Genomic DNA, 20,099 nt, shown 5'->3' on the forward strand with positions numbered 1-20,099 from the left:
TGTATTATCAATCAACTTTAATGTCTTTATTTACATTCTTGCAACCTATCAGCGCATAATAAAGCAGGTAGGCAAGAGCCACTACAATCAACCAGTAGCTTGTTAAGTAGCCGATTCCGTCATTCCAGTCGACAATGGCATTTTGTAACAACGGCAGAATACCGCCACCGCATACAAGTACCATGAAAATACCGGAAGCCTTTTCCGTGTACTTGCCCAGTCCTTCTACTGCAAGGTTAAAGATACCGCCCCACATGATGGATGTACAGAGTCCGACTAACGCCAAGAACATAGCGTTGACAGGTACATTGACAAGTCCGAACATTTCTTCGGCACTGTTCTTGAATACCGGCATGTTTACCATGAGATCGGTTGGTGCAAACATGGCAGAGATAACCAGGAATATACCTATAACGGAAGCTGTGCCCAACATGGCTTTTGCTGATATTTTACTGCCGATACTGGCGCCGATGAGACGACCCACCAACATCAGTAACCAATAGGTTGCTGTTACTGAACCGGCGATAGCTTCTGCTCCTGCTCCATTTACACCCAGTACATCCAAGTCGGGATTTTGTAACCATTTGTTCAGAACATTGGGTACACCGACTTCAATACCTACATATACAAAGATACCGATTGCTCCGAAGATGAAATGACGGAATGATAAAGGACCATACTGAGAAGGAGTGGTGTCGATTTTAACTTCCTGCTTTTCTTTTTCCGGAATAGTGGAGAAGAAGATGACAATGAATGCGAATGCAAAAATAGCCAGAGCCGCATACATCAATGGAAACACATCACTGATTTTTGCATTGGTAATGGAAGGTATTAAAATACCCGTAAGAATGATAACGGAGGTTCCTGCCAATGAATTGAACGAACCGCCGAGCTGGATAAGCTGGTTACCTTTGTTACCGCCACCGCCAAGTGTGTTGAGCATCGGGTTTACTACCGTATTAAGTAAACACATGGAAAAACCGGCAATGAATGCTCCCAACAGATAAATGCCGAAACTGCCCGCTACTCCTGAAAGCGTTTGGATACCCACACCGATAAATCCTACTGTAATGGCAATGAGTGCAGTCTTTTTATATCCCATTTTTTGCAACATATTACCTGCCGGATATCCCATTACTGCATATGCGATGAAGTTGGCAAATACGCCGAGAGTTCCCATCCAATTAGGTACTCCGAATTGAAATTTCAGGATATCACCCATTGGTGAGGCTAAATTGGTTACGAATGAAATCATACCAAATAAGAAAATCATCACAATAATGGCAACGATATTCCCATTCTGTTTTTGTTGTGTCATGGTTAATAATTGTTTATTAAGTTTATAATCAGGTTAGTTATTTCTTTTATTCTTGTACACCGAACTTATAGATGGTTATCTGCTGATATTCATCTCCGGGGAGCAATACTGCCGATGGGAAATGTGCCTTATTGGGAGTATCGGGGAAGCATTGTGCTTCAAAGCATACAGCGCTTCTTGCGGGGAATGTTGCCCCGTGAGCACCGGTGAATCCTCCCAGCCAGTTTCCCGTATAAAGTTGCAGGCCGTTTTCTGTAGTATATACTTCCATTGTGCGCCCGCTTACGGGTTCTGTACAAGTGGCGGCAAGGCTCAGTTCACCGCTTTCCGCTTTATTCAATACATAGCAATGGTCATATCCGGCTCCGTTTACCAGTTGCTGGAATTTATCGTCAATACGCTCGCCGATGGCATGGGGAGTACGGAAATCCATAGGTGTATTTTCTACTTTCAGGATTTCTCCCGTAGGAATAGATACCTCATCAATAGGTACATAGAAATCGGCGTTGATGGTAAGGATATTATTCAGAACAGTAGGTGAGGGGTTGGAAATACCAGCGAGATTAAAGAAACCGTGATTGGTTAAATTTACAACTGTAGCTTTATCGGTTGTGGCCCGGTATTCTATAACCAAGGCATTTGCTTCATCTTCCAGACGATATGTCATTTCTACTTCTAAAGTACCGGGGAAGCCCTCCTCACCGTCGGCAGACGTATAATTGAAAATGACGGTCGATTCATTGGGCTGAACCGCATCCCATACGCGGGCATGGAAACCGGTTGGTCCGCCGTGCAGTGAATTGGGACCGTTGTTGACAGTCAATTGGTGTTCCTCGCCATATAAAGTGAATTTCCCATTGGCAATTCGGTTTCCATAACGGCCTATCGTGGTGCTCAAGAAAGGTTCGGGACTGTTTATTACGTGTTCTATGCTGTCATGTCCTAAAATGACATTGGCAAATTTTCCGTTTTTGTCGGGCACCATAATCGAAAGAATTGCACAACCGTAGTTGGTTACCGCCACTTCCATGCCCTGAGCATTTTTGAGGATATATAAATCTGTTTTCCTGCTGTTTATATTCTTTTGAAAGTCTTTTCTGTCCAAACCGGACAAGTTACTTTCTGTCGGAGTAGTGTCTGTCATATTCATGGTATTATTTAAATTTTCTTGCAAATAAAGAGAAATTCTTTTGTTCCCCCAAGTAATTGAGAGGAAATATGGGGAACATTTTATGAAAGTTTAGCGTTTGACAATTAGAATACAAATTGATATTTTTTGTATGTTTGTCGCGTTAATCTAAAAAGTATTGTAACAGTATTGAATTGTACTAATTAAAAACAACAAATGTATCCTCTAAAATTTGAGCCCATCCTGAAACAGACACTTTGGGGTGGCGACAAGATTATCCCATTCAAACACTTGAATGAAACTCTGCCGAATGTAGGTGAGAGTTGGGAAGTTTCAGCAGTAGAAGGTAGTGAATCTGTAGTTGCCAATGGTGCGGACAAAGGGTATACTTTACCCGAAATGGTTCGTAAATATAAAGAAGAGTTGGTGGGTGAAGCGAACTATGCACGGTTTGGAAATAAATTCCCGCTACTGATAAAGTTTATTGATGCAAAGCTGGATTTGTCCATTCAGGTGCATCCGGGTGACGAACTTGCAAAGAAACGCCATAACAGTTTCGGTAAAAATGAGATGTGGTATGTCATTGCTGCCGATAAAGGTGCAAAATTGATTTCCGGCTTTGCCGAGGAGATAACTCCGAAGGAATATAAAGACCGGGTGCACAATGGAACATTTGCCGAAGTGCTTCAAACTTGTGCCATAGAGCCGGGAGATGTGTTTTACGTCCCTGCTGGCCGTGTACATGGCATTGGCGCCGGAGCATTCGTTGCGGAAATTCAACAGACTTCCGACATAACTTATCGTATTTTCGACTACAATCGTAAGGATAAGGACGGTAAATCCCGCGAATTGCATACCAGTCAGGCAATGGATGCCATTAACTTTTCCGATGTGCAAGACGATTTCCGTACCGAATACGAACGTGTACAGAATGAACCCGTTGAGATGGTAGCGAGTCCTTATTTCACTACTTCTGTATATGACATGACGGAAGAGATTACTTGTGATTATTCGGAACTGGATTCTTTTGTTATTTTTATCTGTGTGGAAGGTTCTTGCCGTCTGACGGATGACAATCAGAATGAGATTACCTTGCGTGCCGGCGAAACGGTTCTTTTGCCTGCTGCTGTTCAGGAAGTAACAATCGTACCGGAAGGCCAGCGGGTGAAACTGCTTGAGACTTACGTGTAAGAGTTGATATTATTACTGTAATGAAGTTAACATCATGTAGCCAATGGTGTTAACTTCTTTTTTTTGATATGTTCTTTTAATTTCCAGATATTAAACTTCTGTCTTTTTCTTCTCTTTGGCAAATGCCGTAATAGGATGTTTCCTTTTGGCTACGATTTCACTACAGCATGTGGTGTGTATTCTTTAACTATGTGCAACCATTTAATTTTTTATAGCCGGATAACTGCGAAATAGCATTGATTTCTTTGGAATTTATAATTCTCATTTGTAGTAAGGTGGATATAGGTTTGCCATAATTGTGCGTTTGCTTATTGTTGGCATGTCCCGGGCGGGTAGCGGAAACATCTTTTCGAAACTTCTTTCTTCCGTTATGACTTTTTTCATCATTTTCTTAGTTTTATGCTTTATAATGATTAATGATGAAAAAACAATTAATTCTGAAAATCATTTTTATCGGTGATATACACCAACAAATCACGCTATGTATTTCCTTTGGTAGAGGTGTATGAAGAGGTAATGTGATAGTCGTTAATATACTATACCAAAAAAGGGAAAATGTTTTTTTAACGTTCGTTTATTGTGCGCAAAGATACAACCTATTTTTTTAACGGGCAAAATGTTTAATAAGAATATTTCCACGCAGAAACTATTTTTTAGACAAATTACTTTAAATCAATTTATTATCCACGCTTCAAAAGACCTCATTATTACTTTATTATTTATATAAATACGTCTATTGAACTTCTCATGAAAAAGAGTGTCTTTTAAACGAACGTCTAAAAGATACTTTCTCTTTTTAGATTATTAGTTCTCAGCTTTTTATAAGCTAAAAACTAACATAACTGTTTTTCTACTTCTTTTTCCGTGATGGTAGGAAGTTCTAAAACAATATGAATGCTAACTAAACTATTGGAAATAACTGCATTACATGACTTGATCGGTAAGTATTACGCTACTCCGGTGTCCCTAAAGAACACCCTTTTCACAAGGCTTCATGTTATTCCAAATCTTGCATTATCACAGATTAATGTCCCGTTTATCAGTAAATAAATCATCCGAGTTACAATGTAAACCCGATATGCAATTACCGGCTGAAAATGAAGGAGGTAATTGTTGGTTTGCGATTCGTGTTTCTTATAGCCGTGAATTAGCGTTAAAAGCAATTCTGGATGCCGAGAATATTGAGAATTTCATCCCGATGCGTTATGAGTATATCATGAAATCGGGGAAGCGCGTCCGTAAACTGCTTCCGGCTATTCACAATCTTGTTTTTGTTTACTCTACCCGTAAACGTATAGATACTTTGAAAGACAGACTTGAATCGTCCATGCCTATACGTTTTATTATGAATCGTGAGCATTGTCGTCCGGTTGTAATTCCCGAATCGCAAATGCGTAGCTTTATTTTGGTGGCAGGCAATTGTGACGAAGCGGTTCTTTATGTAGAGCCGGCCGAATTGCATTTGGTTAAGGGACAGAAAGTACGTATTACCGGTGGTGTTTTTGAGGGAGTAATCGGTGAGTTTGTCCGAATCCGCCACGACCGTCGTGTGGTGGTTAATATAGAGGGTGTCATGGCTGTAGCTACTACCTTTATTCCGCCTTCTTTGGTAGAACCCATAAAAGAGTAACCTTTTTTTAAAGCATTATAATTCACAAATCATAATTCACAAATTAATGGATTCATTATTTTCCTTAGCCCATCGTCTTCTCACTTACGGGCTTGACGGGAGTCCTATCTATGTAGACGAATTTACACGTTTGAACCGTGAAGTTTACGAGCAGGCATTGGAGCTTTATGGCACTCGCGGCAAGACTGTTGAGTCCGAAGCTGAGCTTTGTCTTGGTCTTTTAGCAGCTTTTGCCGCTACTATTTACGATAATGGTCATAAGCAGCAATACATTCAGCGAGTATTGGACCGTAGTTGGGAAGTTCTTCCTAAACTGTCTGCATCTTTGCTCAAAGTTCAACTTCTTGTCTATTGTTATAGCGAAGTTTATGATGAAGAACTGTCAAGGCAAGCTCATAGCATTATTGCCACTTGGGATAAGGCAGAATTAACTTTGGAGCAAGTGGATATAATAGAAGAGCTAAAGAGTTTTGAAGAAAACCAATACCCTTATGAAGTGATAGAATAACTTCATTCACCAACCTAAACTATTCAACTATCTAAACTAAGACTTTTTATTTTATGGAACCAATTGAGAAAGATGATCATTTTATTCCTGACGGAATGAATGCTTTCGAGCGCAATGTGAAACGTATAGGTGATTGTTTTCTTGCCCTTGGTGCGCTTATTGTTTTTTCTCCTTTATTTTTGATTTGTTATATTGCCGTGAAAAGTGAAGATGGCGGTCCTGCTATTTTCAAGCAGGAGCGTATCGGTAGGTTCGGCCGTCCTTTTAATATCTATAAGTTTCGCAGCATGAAGCTGGACGCAGAGAAGTATGGCCCTGCTCTCTACGCCGGTGCAAAAGATCCCCGCATGACGAAAGTCGGCAGGTTTCTTCGCGACCATCATTTGGACGAACTTCCCCAGCTTTGGAATGTATTCTGTGGTGATATGGCCTTTATCGGCCCCCGTCCCGAACGTAAGTTCTTTATAGACCAGATTATGGAGGTGGATCCTCGTTATCGTTATTTATTCCAGATTCGTCCGGGAGTCACTTCGTATGCTACACTTTACAATGGCTATACCGATACTTTGGAGAAAATGATTCGTCGTCTGCGTTATGATTTATTCTATTTGGAGCATCGCTCCTGGGGTTTTGATACCAAGATACTTTTTATGACGTTTATGAATATTGTGTTCGGGAAGAAATTCTGAGAATGTTACAATATAAAAGTATTGCGATTGTAAAGTGTAAATGATTCAGCGTATCTCTGTAGGAGAAAAGAGATACACTTATGATGAATCAAGAATAGTTGAAAAAATAAAATAAAGGAAGATGTAAAATGCTTCTTCTAGTAGATAATGGACGATAAACAGGTGCGCATTGAGTACATGTGCGGGAAGTGTTTATTGTCCAAACTTAAATCACATAGATTAAAGTGGCTAATTTAAATCAAGTGCTTGGTTGGCAATTACTTTTTGTGCTGTATTCATCCATCAATTTCACTTCTTCTTATTGATTAAAGGTTTCTGACTGTAAGTGTCTAAAAATGACGTATTGCATTAAGCTATAATAACGTCGACTTTTTCAGTTGTAATCAAAAAAACTTAGTAAGTATGTGTATCCATTCCGTCTGAAGAAGTTACTAAGGTGGCCAGTTTGTTGAGAATCTGCTCCCATGACCATTGGAATGAGCACTAACAATATTTAAAAATCGGAGTTCATTTTTGTCTTTTTTAATAGGGAATCGCTTTCAGGCGATTGCTTTATGTGATATGCCAAAATTGGATACTAACGTTCTTTTTAATAAGAATGGGAACATTACATACAAAACGAATAGCTTTTAATACTTTATTTCTATATGTCAGAATGCTAATTTTAATGTTTGTAGCATTCTACACCTCACGAGTCTTACTTAAAGAACTTGGTATTAATGACTTTGGTCTTTATGGAATTGTCGGAGGAATTGTAGCCATCTTTTCATCGCTCAGAGGACTATTTGCAACAGCTACACAACGCTTCCTTAATTTTGAAATGGGAAAGAATGATACAAATGGCTTGAATACAATATTCAATATAAGTCTGATTATCAATGTCACTATTTGTATAGTGTTCTTTATTTGCGCAGAAATAATTGGCTTATGGTTTTTGGAAAATAAACTCATTATTGCACCAGAACGAATGGATGCTGCAAAATGGGCTTTCCATTTTTCGGTTTTAGCATCAATGATATCTATCTTAACAATACCTTTTGACGCACTGATAATTGCCCATGAAAAAATGTCCTTTTATGCCTATGTATCCATATTGGATGCCTGTTTAAAATTAGGAGTCATATTTATTCTTCCTTACTTCGCCATAGACAAGCTAAAACTATATGCTGCACTGATTGTTGCTGTTTCTTTAGTCATACGCTTTATAAGTTCAGTCTATTGCAAAAGGAAATTTCCAGAATGTAAATATAGAATCTGCTGGGACAAAAAGGCTTTTAAAGAAATGGGAGTATTTGCAGGATGGAATTTCGCAGGAAATCTTGCCTTTGCTTTAGTAAATGAAGGGCTTAATATATTATTGAATCTATTTGGAGGAGTGATAGCCAATGCGGCAAGGAGTATTGCTTATCAGGTAAAAAATGCAATTACAACAATGCTCAGTAACATTATGATTGCTATAGACCCCCAAGCAACCCAGTTATATGCACAAGGTGAAAAACAAAAATTCTACTCACTCCTATTTACAGCTTCTAAAATCATAGTTTTTTTCTACTTAATGATGGCATTTCCGCTGTATTTTTATATTCATGAAATCTTACAAATATGGCTGGGAACAATTCCCCAATATGCACCCGAATTCATTCAAGCGATATTAATCTATTTAATGATAAGGTCTTTTCATGAACCAATCAACACATTCTTTTTTATAATTGGAAAATTAAAGCTGTTTCAGATAACGGAACTTATCATTTTGAGTTTATCTTTACCAATTTCTTATAGTGCATTAAAGTTCTGTAACCTAGCTCTACAAAACATATTTTACATTATGGCAATAATTGAGTTATTAAACTTAATAGTTATCCTTATTTGGGCAAAAAAAATAGGTCAATTTAATATCAAACAATATTTTTATCGAGTGATAATACCTTACTTAAAGACTTTCGTTTGTGTAAGTATTACATTATATGGTATTCAAGCCTATTTTCAGCAATCAAAACCATCTTGCATATATTCTATTTTATTACCAATTATCCTCTCAATTATAATATTTATCATAATAACTTTTTTAATAGGATTTTCTTCGAAAGAAAAAAATGCGATAAAGACTATTCTAAAGAAATAAAAAAGCAAATTATATTTTTTATGGAAATAATTCCTAATAAAATCATTGTTTTTGGTGGTAACCATCATAATACACTAGGAGTAATTCGAAGTTTAGGGGAAGCAGGGATAACTCCAATACTTATCTTACACGGAACCAATCATAGTTTTGTTGCACAAAGCAAATACATAAGCCAAACCTATTATGTATCTAATGAAGAAGAGGGTGTAAAACTTCTTATAGAAAAATACACGAAAGAAAATTCTAAACCTATCATTATTTGTTGTAGTGATGGAGCATCCTCATGTATAGACAAAAATTATAATAACTTAAGCCCTCATTTTATCTTTCCCAATGCAGAGGAAGAAGGACGCATCACCTTACTAATGGATAAGGAAAAGATGAGACTATTGGCAGAGAAATATAATTTGAAAACTCCTCAAACATGGATTATCAGTAAAAGGAATCCTATTCCCAATAATCTCCACTACCCTTGTATCATTAAGCCTTTATTAAGCATAGAAGGATCAAAAACTGATATCCATATTTGCTATAATAGTTCAGATTTAAATCAAATAATAAAAGTTGTTCACGCACCAATTATTCAGGTGCAAGAATACATAGACAAAGATTACGAATTCCAATTTATAGGATGCCGCATAAAAAACAAGAATGAAGAACATATTATCATTCCTGGAGTATCTCAGATAATAAGAAGTTCTTCTGTTTCAAATACAGGATTCTTAAAATTTAGACCTATCAATAGCCAAGAAAATATCGAAATAGCAAAAGTTAAAGAATTTATTCGAGCAACAAAATACATAGGACTTTTCAGTGTAGAGTTTATAAAATCCAAACATGGTTGTAACTATTTTATGGAAATAAATTTCAGAAACGATGGAAATGCTTATGCTTTAACTGGAGCTGGTTATAATCTTCCTTACATATGGTGTAAAGGTATGACTGATAATTCAATAGAAGAGGGAAAATATGTTGCGAAAAAAGAAATACTAGTAATTCCGGAACTTATTGACTTTTTTCAAAGTGTACTCACTCATAAAATTTCTTTTATTCATTGGATAAAAGATGTTATAAAATCACACACATATCTTCTATACAACAAAAAGGACTCTGAACCTTTTTATGATGAATTAAAATACTATATGCAACGAGCATTAAATAAAGTCAAACGAAATTCTTTAGATGTATCTTGGAATATTGGTTTTGTTGATATTAATCAAGACTTTTTAGATAAGTCCACTTGGGATATTCATTGGATGAAACATAACTATAAAAATCGATGGTTTGCAGATCCATTTATCCTAAAAGTTACTAACGATGACATTATTGTTCTTGTTGAAGAATTCTATGATCCTATCCACCGGGGAAGGATTTCTAAACTGACAATTGACAAACAAACTTATGAGTTAAAAAAGATAGATGTAATTTTAGAGTTAAACAGCCATTTGTCTTTTCCTGCAATATTTAGAAAAGATGATAAAATATATATTTACCCCGAAAATTCAGCAGAAGGGCATTTGGTTATTTATGAATTTGACGAGAAAGACAATAACTTTAAACCACATAAAATATTACATGATGAGCCTTTAACTGATGCTTCTTTAGAAACTTGCTTTAACAGTTTTCATTTATTTACAACCAAACTCCCCGTGCAAAACGGGAATCAACTATTCATTTATCAATCAGAAAAATGGGATGGAGAATATCATCCTATTCAAACCATGGAATTTCCTTCCAATACGGGTAGAAATGCCGGTTCCCTATTCAGGTTAAATGGTAAAATCATACGACCTGCACAAGATTGCAATGGGGCATATGGAAAAGGATTGGTGTTTTATGAAATATCCTATACAGAGGGAACTTTTGAAATGAAGGAGCTAAAACGTATGTATCCTCAACACACAATTTATGATCAAGGAATGCATACTTTCAATGTCTATGATAATCTTGCCGTAATCGATGGAAGAAAATTCCGTAAGCCATTCATAAGTAAATCGTTATTGGCTATTAATAAGTTCATAAAAAAATCAAATGAAAAAAATTCCTATCGTTTTCAGTATTGACCATAATTATGTTATGCAGGCTGGAGTATGTATTTTGTCTCTACTAATGAATTCTGATGAGAAGGAATATTATGACATTTATATACTAAGCGCAGCGGATATAACAGAACATGATAAAGAACTGTTAAATAAAACAATTTTTGCATACAAAGCTGACATTAATTTTATAGAAATAGACGACAGATTTGATAATGCTTTCGAGATTCGCAATATTTCTAAAGCTGCTTATTTCAGACTGCTTATTCCAGATTTAATACCTCAATATGATAAAATTATTTATTCTGATGTAGATGTTATTTTTCAATCCGGACTACAAGAAGTTTTAGATACAGATTTAAAAGATAATTATTTTGGTGGTATTAAGGCGATAGGTGCAGAAAGTATAAAAGATTATATTATACAATTAGGGTTGAATATCCATGGTTATATTAATTCTGGATTTTTATTAATAAACGCGAAACTCCAGCGAGAAAAACAGCTTTTCAATAAAATCCAAGAATATTTGACAAAAAAATTTCAATTTCAAGATCAAGATATTATAAATATAGTCTGTAAGAACCGTTTAACTTTTCTCCCATTAAAATATTGCTTTACTCAAAAAAGCTATGAATTATATTACACAAACCCGAAACGTTTGTTTAGTGTTTTTTCTCCAAAAGAAGTAGAAGAAGCTTTTACTGAAGGTATCATACATTATGAAGGAACTAATAAGCCATGGAATGGCTTTTGTTATCGATACGATAATTGGTGGAGATACTATAAAAAGTCTGTTTTTTACAGCGAAGAGATGCATTTCCAAACAGCCTATAAAATACAGTACCCAACGTGGACATTAAAAAAAATTCTCCGATTATTAAGAAATTTCATTCGAGGAGATTATAAGCAATGAACATCAAAACATTTATCAGAAAGATTATACATAAATATCTCTATCATGTAGATGGAGCAAGAGCTGCACGTTTTTTAGGTGTCAAAATAGGTAATCAATGCAGGCTGATACATTGCACATTTAGTTCTGAACCCTACCTTGTAGAAATAGGCAATCATGTTTCTGCCACACGTACACATTTTGAAACTCATGATGGAGGAATATGGGTTTTTAGAGAGCAACACCCTGATTGGGATAAAATAGCTCCAATCAAAATTGGAAACAACGTATATATAGGGGAAGGGTGTATTATACTACCTGGGGTACATATAGGAAACAATGTAATTGTTGGGGCAAGAAGTGTAGTGACAAAAAACATACCCGATAATTCAGTAGTCGTAGGAAGTCCGGCAAGAGTTTTAAAAAGTATTGATGAATATTTTGATAAAGTTCAACATAGCGTATATCCAACAAAACAATTATCATCATCCCAAAAGAAAGAATATTATTCTCAACTATTTTTACAAAAGTAATCCGAATGAAAAAAATATTATTTGTTTCTACGACTTTAGGAAATGGAGGCGCAGAACGAATCATATCCTATCTGCTTAATGAATTTGCAAAAGACCAAAATAAACAAATCATCTTGTTGCTACTAAAAAAGGAAGGAAACACTTATCTCAGTTATGTTTCTGCTAACGTAAAAGTAATAAACTTAAATATAAAAAACAGAATACGCTATTCAATATACTCCATCATAAAACAGATTATTTCTATACGTCCTAACATATGTTATGTAGGATTGGACAAACTGAATATTATGCTTGCTTTTTTTATTCCTTTCATGAAACTATGGAAAATAAGATTCATCGTAAGAGAAACTAATGTATTAAGCCAGCAGTATAATTTTCATAACCCATTCATTAAGTTATCTTACAAGGTTTTCTATAATCAATATGACAGTATCATAGCGCAATCTATTGACATGAAGAATGATTTAATCAACATATGGAAAATCAATCGACAAAAGATCAATCTTATTAACAATCCGATAAATATCAATGCAATCATTGCGAAGAGTGTAGAAGCATCTAAATACAAGCTCAATAAAGAAGAAAGAAAAATAAATTTTGTTGCTATCGGAAGATTGGAGCATCAGAAAGGATATGATATACTTTTGAAACGAATGGCAGAACTAAATCCAAAGATTCCTTTCCGACTCTACATCTTAGGAGGAGGAGCTTTATTGAATAAAATAACTGAGATGATTAAACTATTAAATCTTGAAAGTTCTGTACAGCTTTTGGGGTTTCAAAGCAATCCCTATAGTATATTAAAAGAATCCGATGGAATCATATTAAGCTCTAGACATGAAGGTTTCCCTAATGTCTTGTTAGAAGCCAACGCCTTGGGAATCCCCATTTTTAGCAACCAATGCCCTGGTGGTATAAATGAAATCATCATTGAAGGTATAAATGGAATCTCATGTAACTTTGAATCAGAAACCTCTTTCCAGAACGGATTGGAAAAATTCTTATCAACCAATTTTGATGCAGAGAAAATAAGACTAATGACCCAAAAAAGATACGACATTTCGGTTATTTTACCCAAATATAGATCTGTTTTTTATCAAGTAGGTAACAAAGCAATATGATTTATTTTGTTATAACAAGTTTATCTCTTTTTACAGCTGTATGGTCTGTTGACAAGCATTCCAATAAAACATATCTTACATTTTGTATTGTTACCGCAACATGTATTCTGACCTTATTTGCAGGATTTCGCCAAATAGGATTGGATTTTGACTCTTATTTGGATCATTTTAAGGTTGTTCCTTCTATATTTCAATATACATGGACAGACAAGTCAATGGAAATAGGCTACGAAATAAGCGTCAGTTTATGTAAAACAATATATAACTCTTTTCATTTCTTTCTTGTTACATTTAGTTTTGTTACTATATTGTTAGCTTTTACCTTATTTAAACGCTATTCTCCCTATGTTTTATTATCGTTCTTCATGTTTTTTGCTTATGCCTTTTACCTTCAGGTCATGGGACAAATGCGTCAACCTTTTGCTATTATAGTAACTCTTTTGGGATTAATTCCACTTTTGCAGAAAAAGCGTGTGATATTAGCTTTTTTATGGATAACTATTGTAGGTTTTTTCTTCCATAAATCCATGTTGCTTTTAGCTATTCCTATATTTATGGCTAATTGGGATTTTAATAAAAAGACAATTTTCTGTTTTTCAACTATTGCGCTCGCTTTTTATATAGCATCTCCCATGTTGTCTGAAATAATTATACAGCTTATTCCTCAAAATTTTTATTTATCTGAAGCATTAACCGCATATTTAAGTTATAAATCGATGGCTGTCAGTTTTTCAATGGGAATGATTGAACGTGCAGGAATGTCTTTTCTGTTGTTTTACTATGCTTTTAAATACAATATTTACCACCAAGAGCAAATACTGAGATTATGTATCAATCTGTATTTCATTGGGACATGCATGTATTTTGCCTTAATTACCATGTCGGCTGATTTTGCATCCAGAGGAACAATAGCCTTAGTTTATCCTCTCTTTATTGCATTGCCGTTCTTGTTAAAGCATGTAAACTTGAAAGACAAATACATAATACTGACCATTATTTGTGCATGGGGAATCTACCTATCACTGAATATACTAAATGATGCAAGTGAATATATTCCATACAAATCCATTTTATTTTAATGTAAAATGAAAAACAAAGATTTTATTTCTGTTTTATTACCTTTATACAATGAACCTGAAAATCTTGCCAGAAAAGCTATTGATTCTATCATAGAGCAAACTTATGATAGGTTAGAGATTATACTATTATTGGATAATCCCACCAATGAGATACTAAAGAACCTATTAACCGAATATTCCCAAAAAGACAAACGGATTATTTCTGTTATAAATGAACAAAATAAAGGATTACCGGATACGCTAAACAGAGGTATTGATATTGCAACCGGTAGTTTCATAGCTCGCATGGATGGAGACGATATTTCAGCTCATGACAGATTAGAAAAACAATTAAATTATTTATATCTACATCCTGAAATAGACTTATTGGGAACTGATGCTTTTGTCATTAATGAAGAGGGAGAATTGATTGGTGAATACCATAAACTATCAACGGATTTTTCACAAAAAATGATGTTGCGCTATATCACAATCAATTTAATTCATCCCACTTGGTTCGGGAAATGTGAATTATTTAAAAAATGCAGATACAGAAACTTTACCCATTGCGAGGATTACGATTTCATGATAAGAGCCTATGCATTGGGATACCACTTTCACAATTTAAAAGAAAAATTGTTTTACGTTAGAATCCAGCAAACTAGTTTGCGTTCTGTTTCAAGAAAATATGCTTATGAACAATATATAAATACATTAAGAGTAAAAAAACAATTCAAGGAATTTAGACAAAAGCATTTGAAAGTCTATCCTAATTTACCAGAACTTATTTATGACTTAAATGATAAAAAAAAATATCAATCAACCATATCACTTCTTAACGATCTTAGAGAATCTTTCTTCCAGAAAAGAATTAAGAATTTCATCTCCATCTTTATAAAGATTGCACGAAAGGACTTCAGACCATTAGAGTTCAGGCTAAAAGTATTCATCTTATCAAAGCTACTGACTATTGCAGAAAAAATAAAAATAGCAAATCTCCTATCTAAATACATTATATCATGAAAATATTAGTGACAGGTGCAGCTGGTTTCATTGGTAGTTATGTTTCCAAACATTTATTGGCATATGGAAACGAAGTAATAGGTTTGGATAACATAAATGACTATTACGATATCAATCTTAAATATGGCCGTTTGGCTGAATTGGGAATCGAAAAAGAGAATATAGGTTGGTATAAATTCACCTCAAGTACGACTTTTTCTAATTTCCGGTTCATCCGAATGAATTTAGAAGATACTCAAGCAATGCAAATGCTTTTTGCTAATGAGGGATTTGAGTGTGTATGTAATTTAGCCGCACAAGCAGGAGTACGCTATTCAATACAGAACCCTTATGCTTATATAGAAAGCAACGTAGATGGTTTCTTGAATGTTTTAGAGGGTTGCCGCCATAATAAAGTAAGACATTTTGTTTATGCCAGTTCAAGCAGCGTGTATGGACTAAATGGGAAAGTACCATTTTCAGAAGATGACAGCATTGCCCATCCGGTAAGCTTATATGCCGCTTCAAAAAAATCAAATGAACTTATGGCTCATGCATATAGTCATCTATATAATATTCCTTCAACCGGTTTACGTTTCTTTACCGTTTATGGACCATGGGGACGTCCTGATATGTCACCTTTCTTATTTGCAGATGCCATTTTAAATCACCGTCCCATTAAAGTCTTCAATAATGGAGATATGCTACGTGATTTTACTTATATTGACGACATTGTAGAAGGTGTTTTAAAAGTCATTACTCATATTCCTACAGCTGACGCAACATGGAATCCGGAATCTCCATCTCCAGCTTCTTCATCAGCTCCCTATAAAATATACAATATCGGTAATTCTCAACCCGTTAAACTGATGGATTTTATTCAAGCTATCGAAAACGCTATCGGAGAGGAAGCCGATAAAATCTATTTGCCCATGCAGCCGGGAGATGTGTATCAAACTTATGCTGACACTTCGCGATTAGAAAATGAATTAGGTTTTAAACCACATAAGGATTTAAATGAAGGGGTCAAAGAAACCATTAGTTGGTATCGTAATTTTTATAAAATTTAAATCGTAAAATCTTTTATAATTATGAATATAGCTATTGTAGGAACAGGATATGTTGGTCTTGTTTCAGGAACTTGTTTTGCAGAGATGGGAGTAAATGTAACTTGTATAGATGTCAATGAGGAAAAAATACAAGCACTTTTGAATGGAAATATTCCCATTTATGAGCCAGGACTGGACGAAATGGTATTAAGAAATAATAAAGAAGGAAGATTACATTTCACCACAGATATAACAACATGTCTCAATGATGTAGATATTGTATTCAGTGCTGTAGGTACTCCCCCTGATGAAGATGGAAGTGCTGATTTAAAATATGTGTTGGAAGTAGCTCGTACTGTAGGTAGAAACATGAATAAATATTTAGTCTTAGTAACAAAATCCACCGTTCCAGTAGGCACTGCAAAAAAAATAAAACAAGCAATTCAAGACGAATTAGATAAAAGAGGGGTATCTATTCCATTCGATGTGGCGAGTAATCCTGAATTTTTAAAGGAAGGAGCTGCCATTAAAGATTTTATGAGTCCGGATCGTGTAGTCATCGGAGTAGAATCGGAGAAAGCCAAAGAGATGATGACACGTCTATATCGTCCGATGATGTTAAATAACTTCCGAGTTATCTTTACAGATATTCCTTCCGCAGAAATGATTAAATATGCAGCCAATTCCATGCTTGCTACTCGTATCAGTTTTATGAATGACATAGCTAATCTATGTGAATTAGTAGGAGCTGATGTAAACATGGTACGCAAAGGTATTGGGGCAGATACACGCATAGGCAATAAATTTCTTTATCCTGGATGCGGATATGGAGGGTCCTGTTTCCCGAAAGATGTAAAGGCTTTAATTAAAACAGCTGAAAAGAACGGATATGATATGAGAGTCCTAAAAGCTGTAGAAGAGGTAAACGAAACTCAAAAAAGTATTTTATACAAAAAACTTTTGGAATATTATCAGAATGATTTAAAAGGTAAAAAAGTTGCGATTTGGGGCTTGGCTTTCAAGCCTGAAACAGATGATATGCGAGAAGCAACGGCATTGGTCATGATTCAAAAATTAATAGAAGCTGGTTGTAAAGTAAAAGTTTATGATCCTATTGCGATTAACGAATGCAAAAGGAGAATCGGTAATACTGTAGAATACGCAACAGATATGTATGATGCAGTTCTCAATGCAGACGCATTGCTATTGCTCACAGAATGGAAGCAATTCAGAATGCCCAGTTGGGGAGTTGTAAAAAAAACAATGAACCAAGCTGTTCTAATTGATGGACGTAATATTTATGACGAACAAGATATGAAAGAAATCGGCTTTGATTATATGTGCATTGGAAAATAACTTTTACAATGAATAAGGAAGTATTATATCCCCTTGCTATGATAGCAAACGAACAATACTATTTTTTATTATTTTAATCTAATGAATTTGTCTGTACTTCTTTCTGTTTACAACAAAGAGAATCCTAATTATTTAGTAAAAAGTTTAGATAGTATTTTTTCTCAAACTCAGTCTCCTGTTGAGGTTATTTTAGTAAAGGATGGTCCATTAAATAATGAACTTGATGGCATCATTGATTTATATGTATCGCAATATCCTAATTTGAAAGTTTTTCCATTAGTAACCAATCAAGGCTTGGGAAAAGCCTTAAATGAAGGTCTTAAACATTGTTCTTATGACATTGTTGCCCGAATGGATACAGATGATATTGCTAAACCGGATCGTTTTGAGAAACAATTGGCTATTTTTGAAAAGTATTCGGATATAGACGTGGTTGGAGCTTGGATTGACGAATTTGAAGATGATATTTCGGAAGTAAAGTCTGTAAGAAAGTTACCGGAGCTACCTGATGATATTAGACAATTTGCAAAACGCCGTAATCCTATAAATCATCCGGTTGTAATGTTTCGAAAGAGCGCAGTATTGGCTGCCGGTGGATACCAACATTTCCCTTTATTTGAGGATTACTATTTATGGATACGTATGTTGATGAATGGAGCTAAGTTTTATAATATTCAGGAAAGCTTGCTGTATTTCCGTTTTTCTCCGGAAATGTTTAAAAGAAGAGGGGGATGGAAATATATGATAAACGAATTGCATTTTCTGCAAATTATGAGACAAATGCATTTTATTTCTTTTTCTCAATTCATGCAAAACCTATTTGTCCGTTTCTCTATTAGGCTAATACCTAATTCTTTGCGGGCAATTATATATACGAAATTGATTAGATAGATACTGCATGAATGATTCCTTTATAGCCTGGTTGATTTTCAGCGTCTGAATATTTTTCTGACTTTTTTCATCAGTTTTATTCCAAGCATGGCTCCGTCGAATACAGCCATACCGGTATTAAATGCACGCATGATAGCCGTTCCTTTATTTGCAGCAGGGGCTATCGGGGCAAATAAGTTCCGGGCGGTATCATTCATGACCTGCTTTTGGGCACGTAATTCTTCTAATGCTTCGGCCTTTTGTCGTTGGAGGTCTTCCAGTGTAAGAATCTCTGTCTGGACGGTATCATTCATATCCATGATATTTTAGTTTTTATTGTTATCTATGAATAATCCGGCAATGAATTTGGTCATTGGATTAATAATGATTTTTTTGCGGAACGCAACAATTAACGCAATCAATAAAATATGGAAGCAGCTTATCATGGCAAAACTTACCATTAATCCGCCTACTATGGGGTCTAGTATGTAGGCCAGGGTAAAGGAGAGATAAAACAAAGCCACCATGCCGAGGATGACGACCAACAATACAAGTATAAGCGTTGAGAGCAATATGGTTAATTTCTCCGCTACTTCCAGTTGGGTATATTTCTTTTGTAGCTCCAGATATTTCTTGAAATCGAAAAATAGCTGCTGGATATTCTCAATACTGTTGTCATCTGCAAACATAGTGGCTTTGTTTTGAAATGTGGTTTGATTTATTCGTTTGCTTCGCCTTTCAGTTCTGCTGCAATTTCATCAACGAGGTTTTCCATTTCATTACGGTTCAACCGGATACCTTTCTTGCGAAGGATTTCCGCAATCTTGTGACGCGTATCTTCTCCTTTTTCCGGGGCAAACAAAATACCGATGGCAGCACCTACCGCTGCACCACCCAAAAAAGCTGCTAAAACATTTAATCCTTTCATAATAATACTCCTTTCTTTTTATTAGGTCTAATATGACAAAGCTAACAATTTATTTTGAATGATTGTTCATTAATTCGTGTTTTTTGAAAATATATGCCTCAAAAAGAGATAAAACATGTATTTTAATTATATTTAACGGCATAGGAGAGGCTAAGATAAGCGGTTCGGAGTACTTTTGCTTCCTAAACAAAAAAGAGATATATGAAAAGATTGTTGAACGGGACAATACTATTGCTTTTGATGTGTGTAGCGCTGGGACTGGCGTCTTGTATGAATGACGGCGGTTCCGAGTGGGTAGGAAAATGGCAGTTGCGCGAATATCAGTATCCCGATGGTAAAGTGCAGAAAGTAGACAGTATCTTCTATGATTTTCAAAAAGGTAGTTTTCTGGCACATTGTATGAATGAAAGTGGAAGCTATGAATCTTTTTATGGTTATTATAAGTTGAAAGATGATGAAATTTCTATAACTTTGTGGCCGGATAATAGTTCAGGAAATGAGTCTGTTCATGAAGAACTTGTAAATTCGGATAGCTATAAGAAGTTCTTTGGTTGGGGAGATAGCGGCGAGAGAACGTTCAAGGTTGAAGAATTGACAAACAAGAAGATGCGGTTGGACTATGAAGGAACGAAATATGTTTTCCGTAAATATTGAGTGTTATTTG

The 20,099-nt window shown here is 35.3% G+C and carries 20 protein-coding genes; 15 read left to right on the forward strand and 5 right to left on the reverse strand.

The genetic code is table 11. The features are described 5' to 3' along the window. Positions 1-7: 7 nt before the first annotated feature. A complete protein-coding gene (locus NQ565_RS08245; protein ID WP_005654947.1) occupies positions 8-1,318 on the reverse strand; it encodes an MFS transporter in 1,311 nt (436 codons plus the stop codon). Between the two features lie 46 nt (positions 1,319-1,364). Next, positions 1,365-2,462, reverse strand: a complete 1,098-nt coding sequence (locus NQ565_RS08250; protein ID WP_016661310.1) for an aldose epimerase family protein — start codon at positions 2,460-2,462, stop codon at positions 1,365-1,367. Positions 2,463-2,663: 201 nt separating this feature from the next. Between NQ565_RS08250 and NQ565_RS08255 the strand changes: the two genes are divergently transcribed. The 14 genes from NQ565_RS08255 (at position 2,664) to NQ565_RS08320 (ending at position 18,528) form a co-directional block, all read left to right on the forward strand. Further along, on the forward strand, positions 2,664-3,638 hold the full coding sequence (locus NQ565_RS08255) for a type I phosphomannose isomerase catalytic subunit (RefSeq protein ID WP_005654949.1): 975 nt from the start codon (positions 2,664-2,666) through the stop codon (positions 3,636-3,638). Positions 3,639-4,716: 1,078 nt separating this feature from the next. Then, a complete protein-coding gene (locus tag NQ565_RS08260; protein WP_005654952.1) occupies positions 4,717-5,268 on the forward strand; it encodes a UpxY family transcription antiterminator in 552 nt (183 codons plus the stop codon). A 46-nt stretch (positions 5,269-5,314) separates the two neighbouring features. Further along, positions 5,315-5,776 carry a UpxZ family transcription anti-terminator antagonist gene (locus NQ565_RS08265; RefSeq protein ID WP_005654953.1) on the forward strand — a complete coding sequence of 154 codons (462 nt, stop codon included), beginning with the start codon at positions 5,315-5,317 and terminating at the stop codon, positions 5,774-5,776. 53 nt (positions 5,777-5,829) lie between these two features. Continuing rightward, the gene (locus tag NQ565_RS08270) at positions 5,830-6,465 is read left to right on the forward strand and encodes a sugar transferase (RefSeq protein WP_005654954.1); all 636 of its coding nucleotides are present in this window, start codon (positions 5,830-5,832) and stop codon (positions 6,463-6,465) included. A 598-nt stretch (positions 6,466-7,063) separates the two neighbouring features. Next, positions 7,064-8,587 (forward strand): lipopolysaccharide biosynthesis protein, encoded by a 1,524-nt coding sequence (locus NQ565_RS08275; protein ID WP_040315746.1) that lies wholly within the window; start codon positions 7,064-7,066, stop codon positions 8,585-8,587. A gap of 20 nt (positions 8,588-8,607) precedes the next feature. Beyond that, a complete protein-coding gene (locus tag NQ565_RS08280) occupies positions 8,608-10,650 on the forward strand; it encodes a glucosamine inositolphosphorylceramide transferase family protein (RefSeq protein ID WP_005654956.1) in 2,043 nt (680 codons plus the stop codon). Beyond that, the gene (locus NQ565_RS08285; RefSeq protein WP_005654958.1) at positions 10,619-11,539 is read left to right on the forward strand and encodes a glycosyltransferase family 8 protein; all 921 of its coding nucleotides are present in this window, start codon (positions 10,619-10,621) and stop codon (positions 11,537-11,539) included. Before NQ565_RS08280 ends, NQ565_RS08285 begins: the two co-directional genes overlap by 32 nt. Continuing rightward, positions 11,536-12,051 carry an acyltransferase gene (locus NQ565_RS08290; RefSeq protein WP_005654960.1) on the forward strand — a complete coding sequence of 172 codons (516 nt, stop codon included), beginning with the start codon at positions 11,536-11,538 and terminating at the stop codon, positions 12,049-12,051. Before NQ565_RS08285 ends, NQ565_RS08290 begins: the two co-directional genes overlap by 4 nt. 5 nt (positions 12,052-12,056) lie before the next feature. Further along, positions 12,057-13,172: a glycosyltransferase gene (locus tag NQ565_RS08295; protein WP_005654962.1), complete on the forward strand. Its 1,116-nt coding sequence runs from the start codon at positions 12,057-12,059 to the stop codon at positions 13,170-13,172. Further along, positions 13,169-14,251: an EpsG family protein gene (locus NQ565_RS08300; RefSeq protein WP_005654964.1), complete on the forward strand. Its 1,083-nt coding sequence runs from the start codon at positions 13,169-13,171 to the stop codon at positions 14,249-14,251. The genes NQ565_RS08295 and NQ565_RS08300 overlap by 4 nt, the downstream gene beginning before the upstream one ends. 6 nt (positions 14,252-14,257) lie before the next feature. After that, positions 14,258-15,253: a glycosyltransferase gene (locus NQ565_RS08305; protein WP_005654966.1), complete on the forward strand. Its 996-nt coding sequence runs from the start codon at positions 14,258-14,260 to the stop codon at positions 15,251-15,253. Continuing rightward, entirely contained in the window at positions 15,250-16,302 is a 1,053-nt protein-coding gene (locus tag NQ565_RS08310; RefSeq protein ID WP_005654968.1) for an NAD-dependent epimerase, read from the forward strand. The genes NQ565_RS08305 and NQ565_RS08310 overlap by 4 nt, the downstream gene beginning before the upstream one ends. 21 nt (positions 16,303-16,323) lie before the next feature. Next, positions 16,324-17,637: a UDP-glucose dehydrogenase family protein gene (locus NQ565_RS08315; RefSeq protein ID WP_005654970.1), complete on the forward strand. Its 1,314-nt coding sequence runs from the start codon at positions 16,324-16,326 to the stop codon at positions 17,635-17,637. A gap of 81 nt (positions 17,638-17,718) precedes the next feature. After that, a complete protein-coding gene (locus tag NQ565_RS08320) occupies positions 17,719-18,528 on the forward strand; it encodes a glycosyltransferase family 2 protein (protein WP_005654971.1) in 810 nt (269 codons plus the stop codon). A 38-nt stretch (positions 18,529-18,566) separates the two neighbouring features. Here the strand turns inward: NQ565_RS08320 and NQ565_RS08325 are convergent, their stop codons facing one another. From NQ565_RS08325 to NQ565_RS08335, 3 genes are read right to left on the reverse strand one after another with little or no spacing between them, the layout of a single operon-like run. Continuing rightward, complete coding sequence (locus NQ565_RS08325; protein WP_005654973.1) at positions 18,567-18,827, reverse strand: hypothetical protein; 261 nt, start codon at positions 18,825-18,827, stop codon at positions 18,567-18,569. Positions 18,828-18,833: 6 nt separating this feature from the next. Then, a complete protein-coding gene (locus NQ565_RS08330) occupies positions 18,834-19,196 on the reverse strand; it encodes a phage holin family protein (protein ID WP_005654975.1) in 363 nt (120 codons plus the stop codon). A 29-nt stretch (positions 19,197-19,225) separates the two neighbouring features. Beyond that, positions 19,226-19,435, reverse strand: coding sequence for a YtxH domain-containing protein (locus tag NQ565_RS08335; protein ID WP_005654976.1), 210 nt, complete (start codon positions 19,433-19,435; stop codon positions 19,226-19,228). A 201-nt stretch (positions 19,436-19,636) separates the two neighbouring features. Here NQ565_RS08335 and NQ565_RS08340 point away from each other — a divergent pair, with 201 nt between their 5' ends. Next, positions 19,637-20,089: a lipocalin-like domain-containing protein gene (locus tag NQ565_RS08340; RefSeq protein ID WP_040315749.1), complete on the forward strand. Its 453-nt coding sequence runs from the start codon at positions 19,637-19,639 to the stop codon at positions 20,087-20,089. The last annotated feature ends 10 nt before the right edge of the window (positions 20,090-20,099 follow it).

Source organism: Bacteroides stercoris ATCC 43183 (assembly GCF_025147325.1).
Classification (GTDB): Bacteria; Bacteroidota; Bacteroidia; order Bacteroidales; family Bacteroidaceae; genus Bacteroides; species Bacteroides stercoris.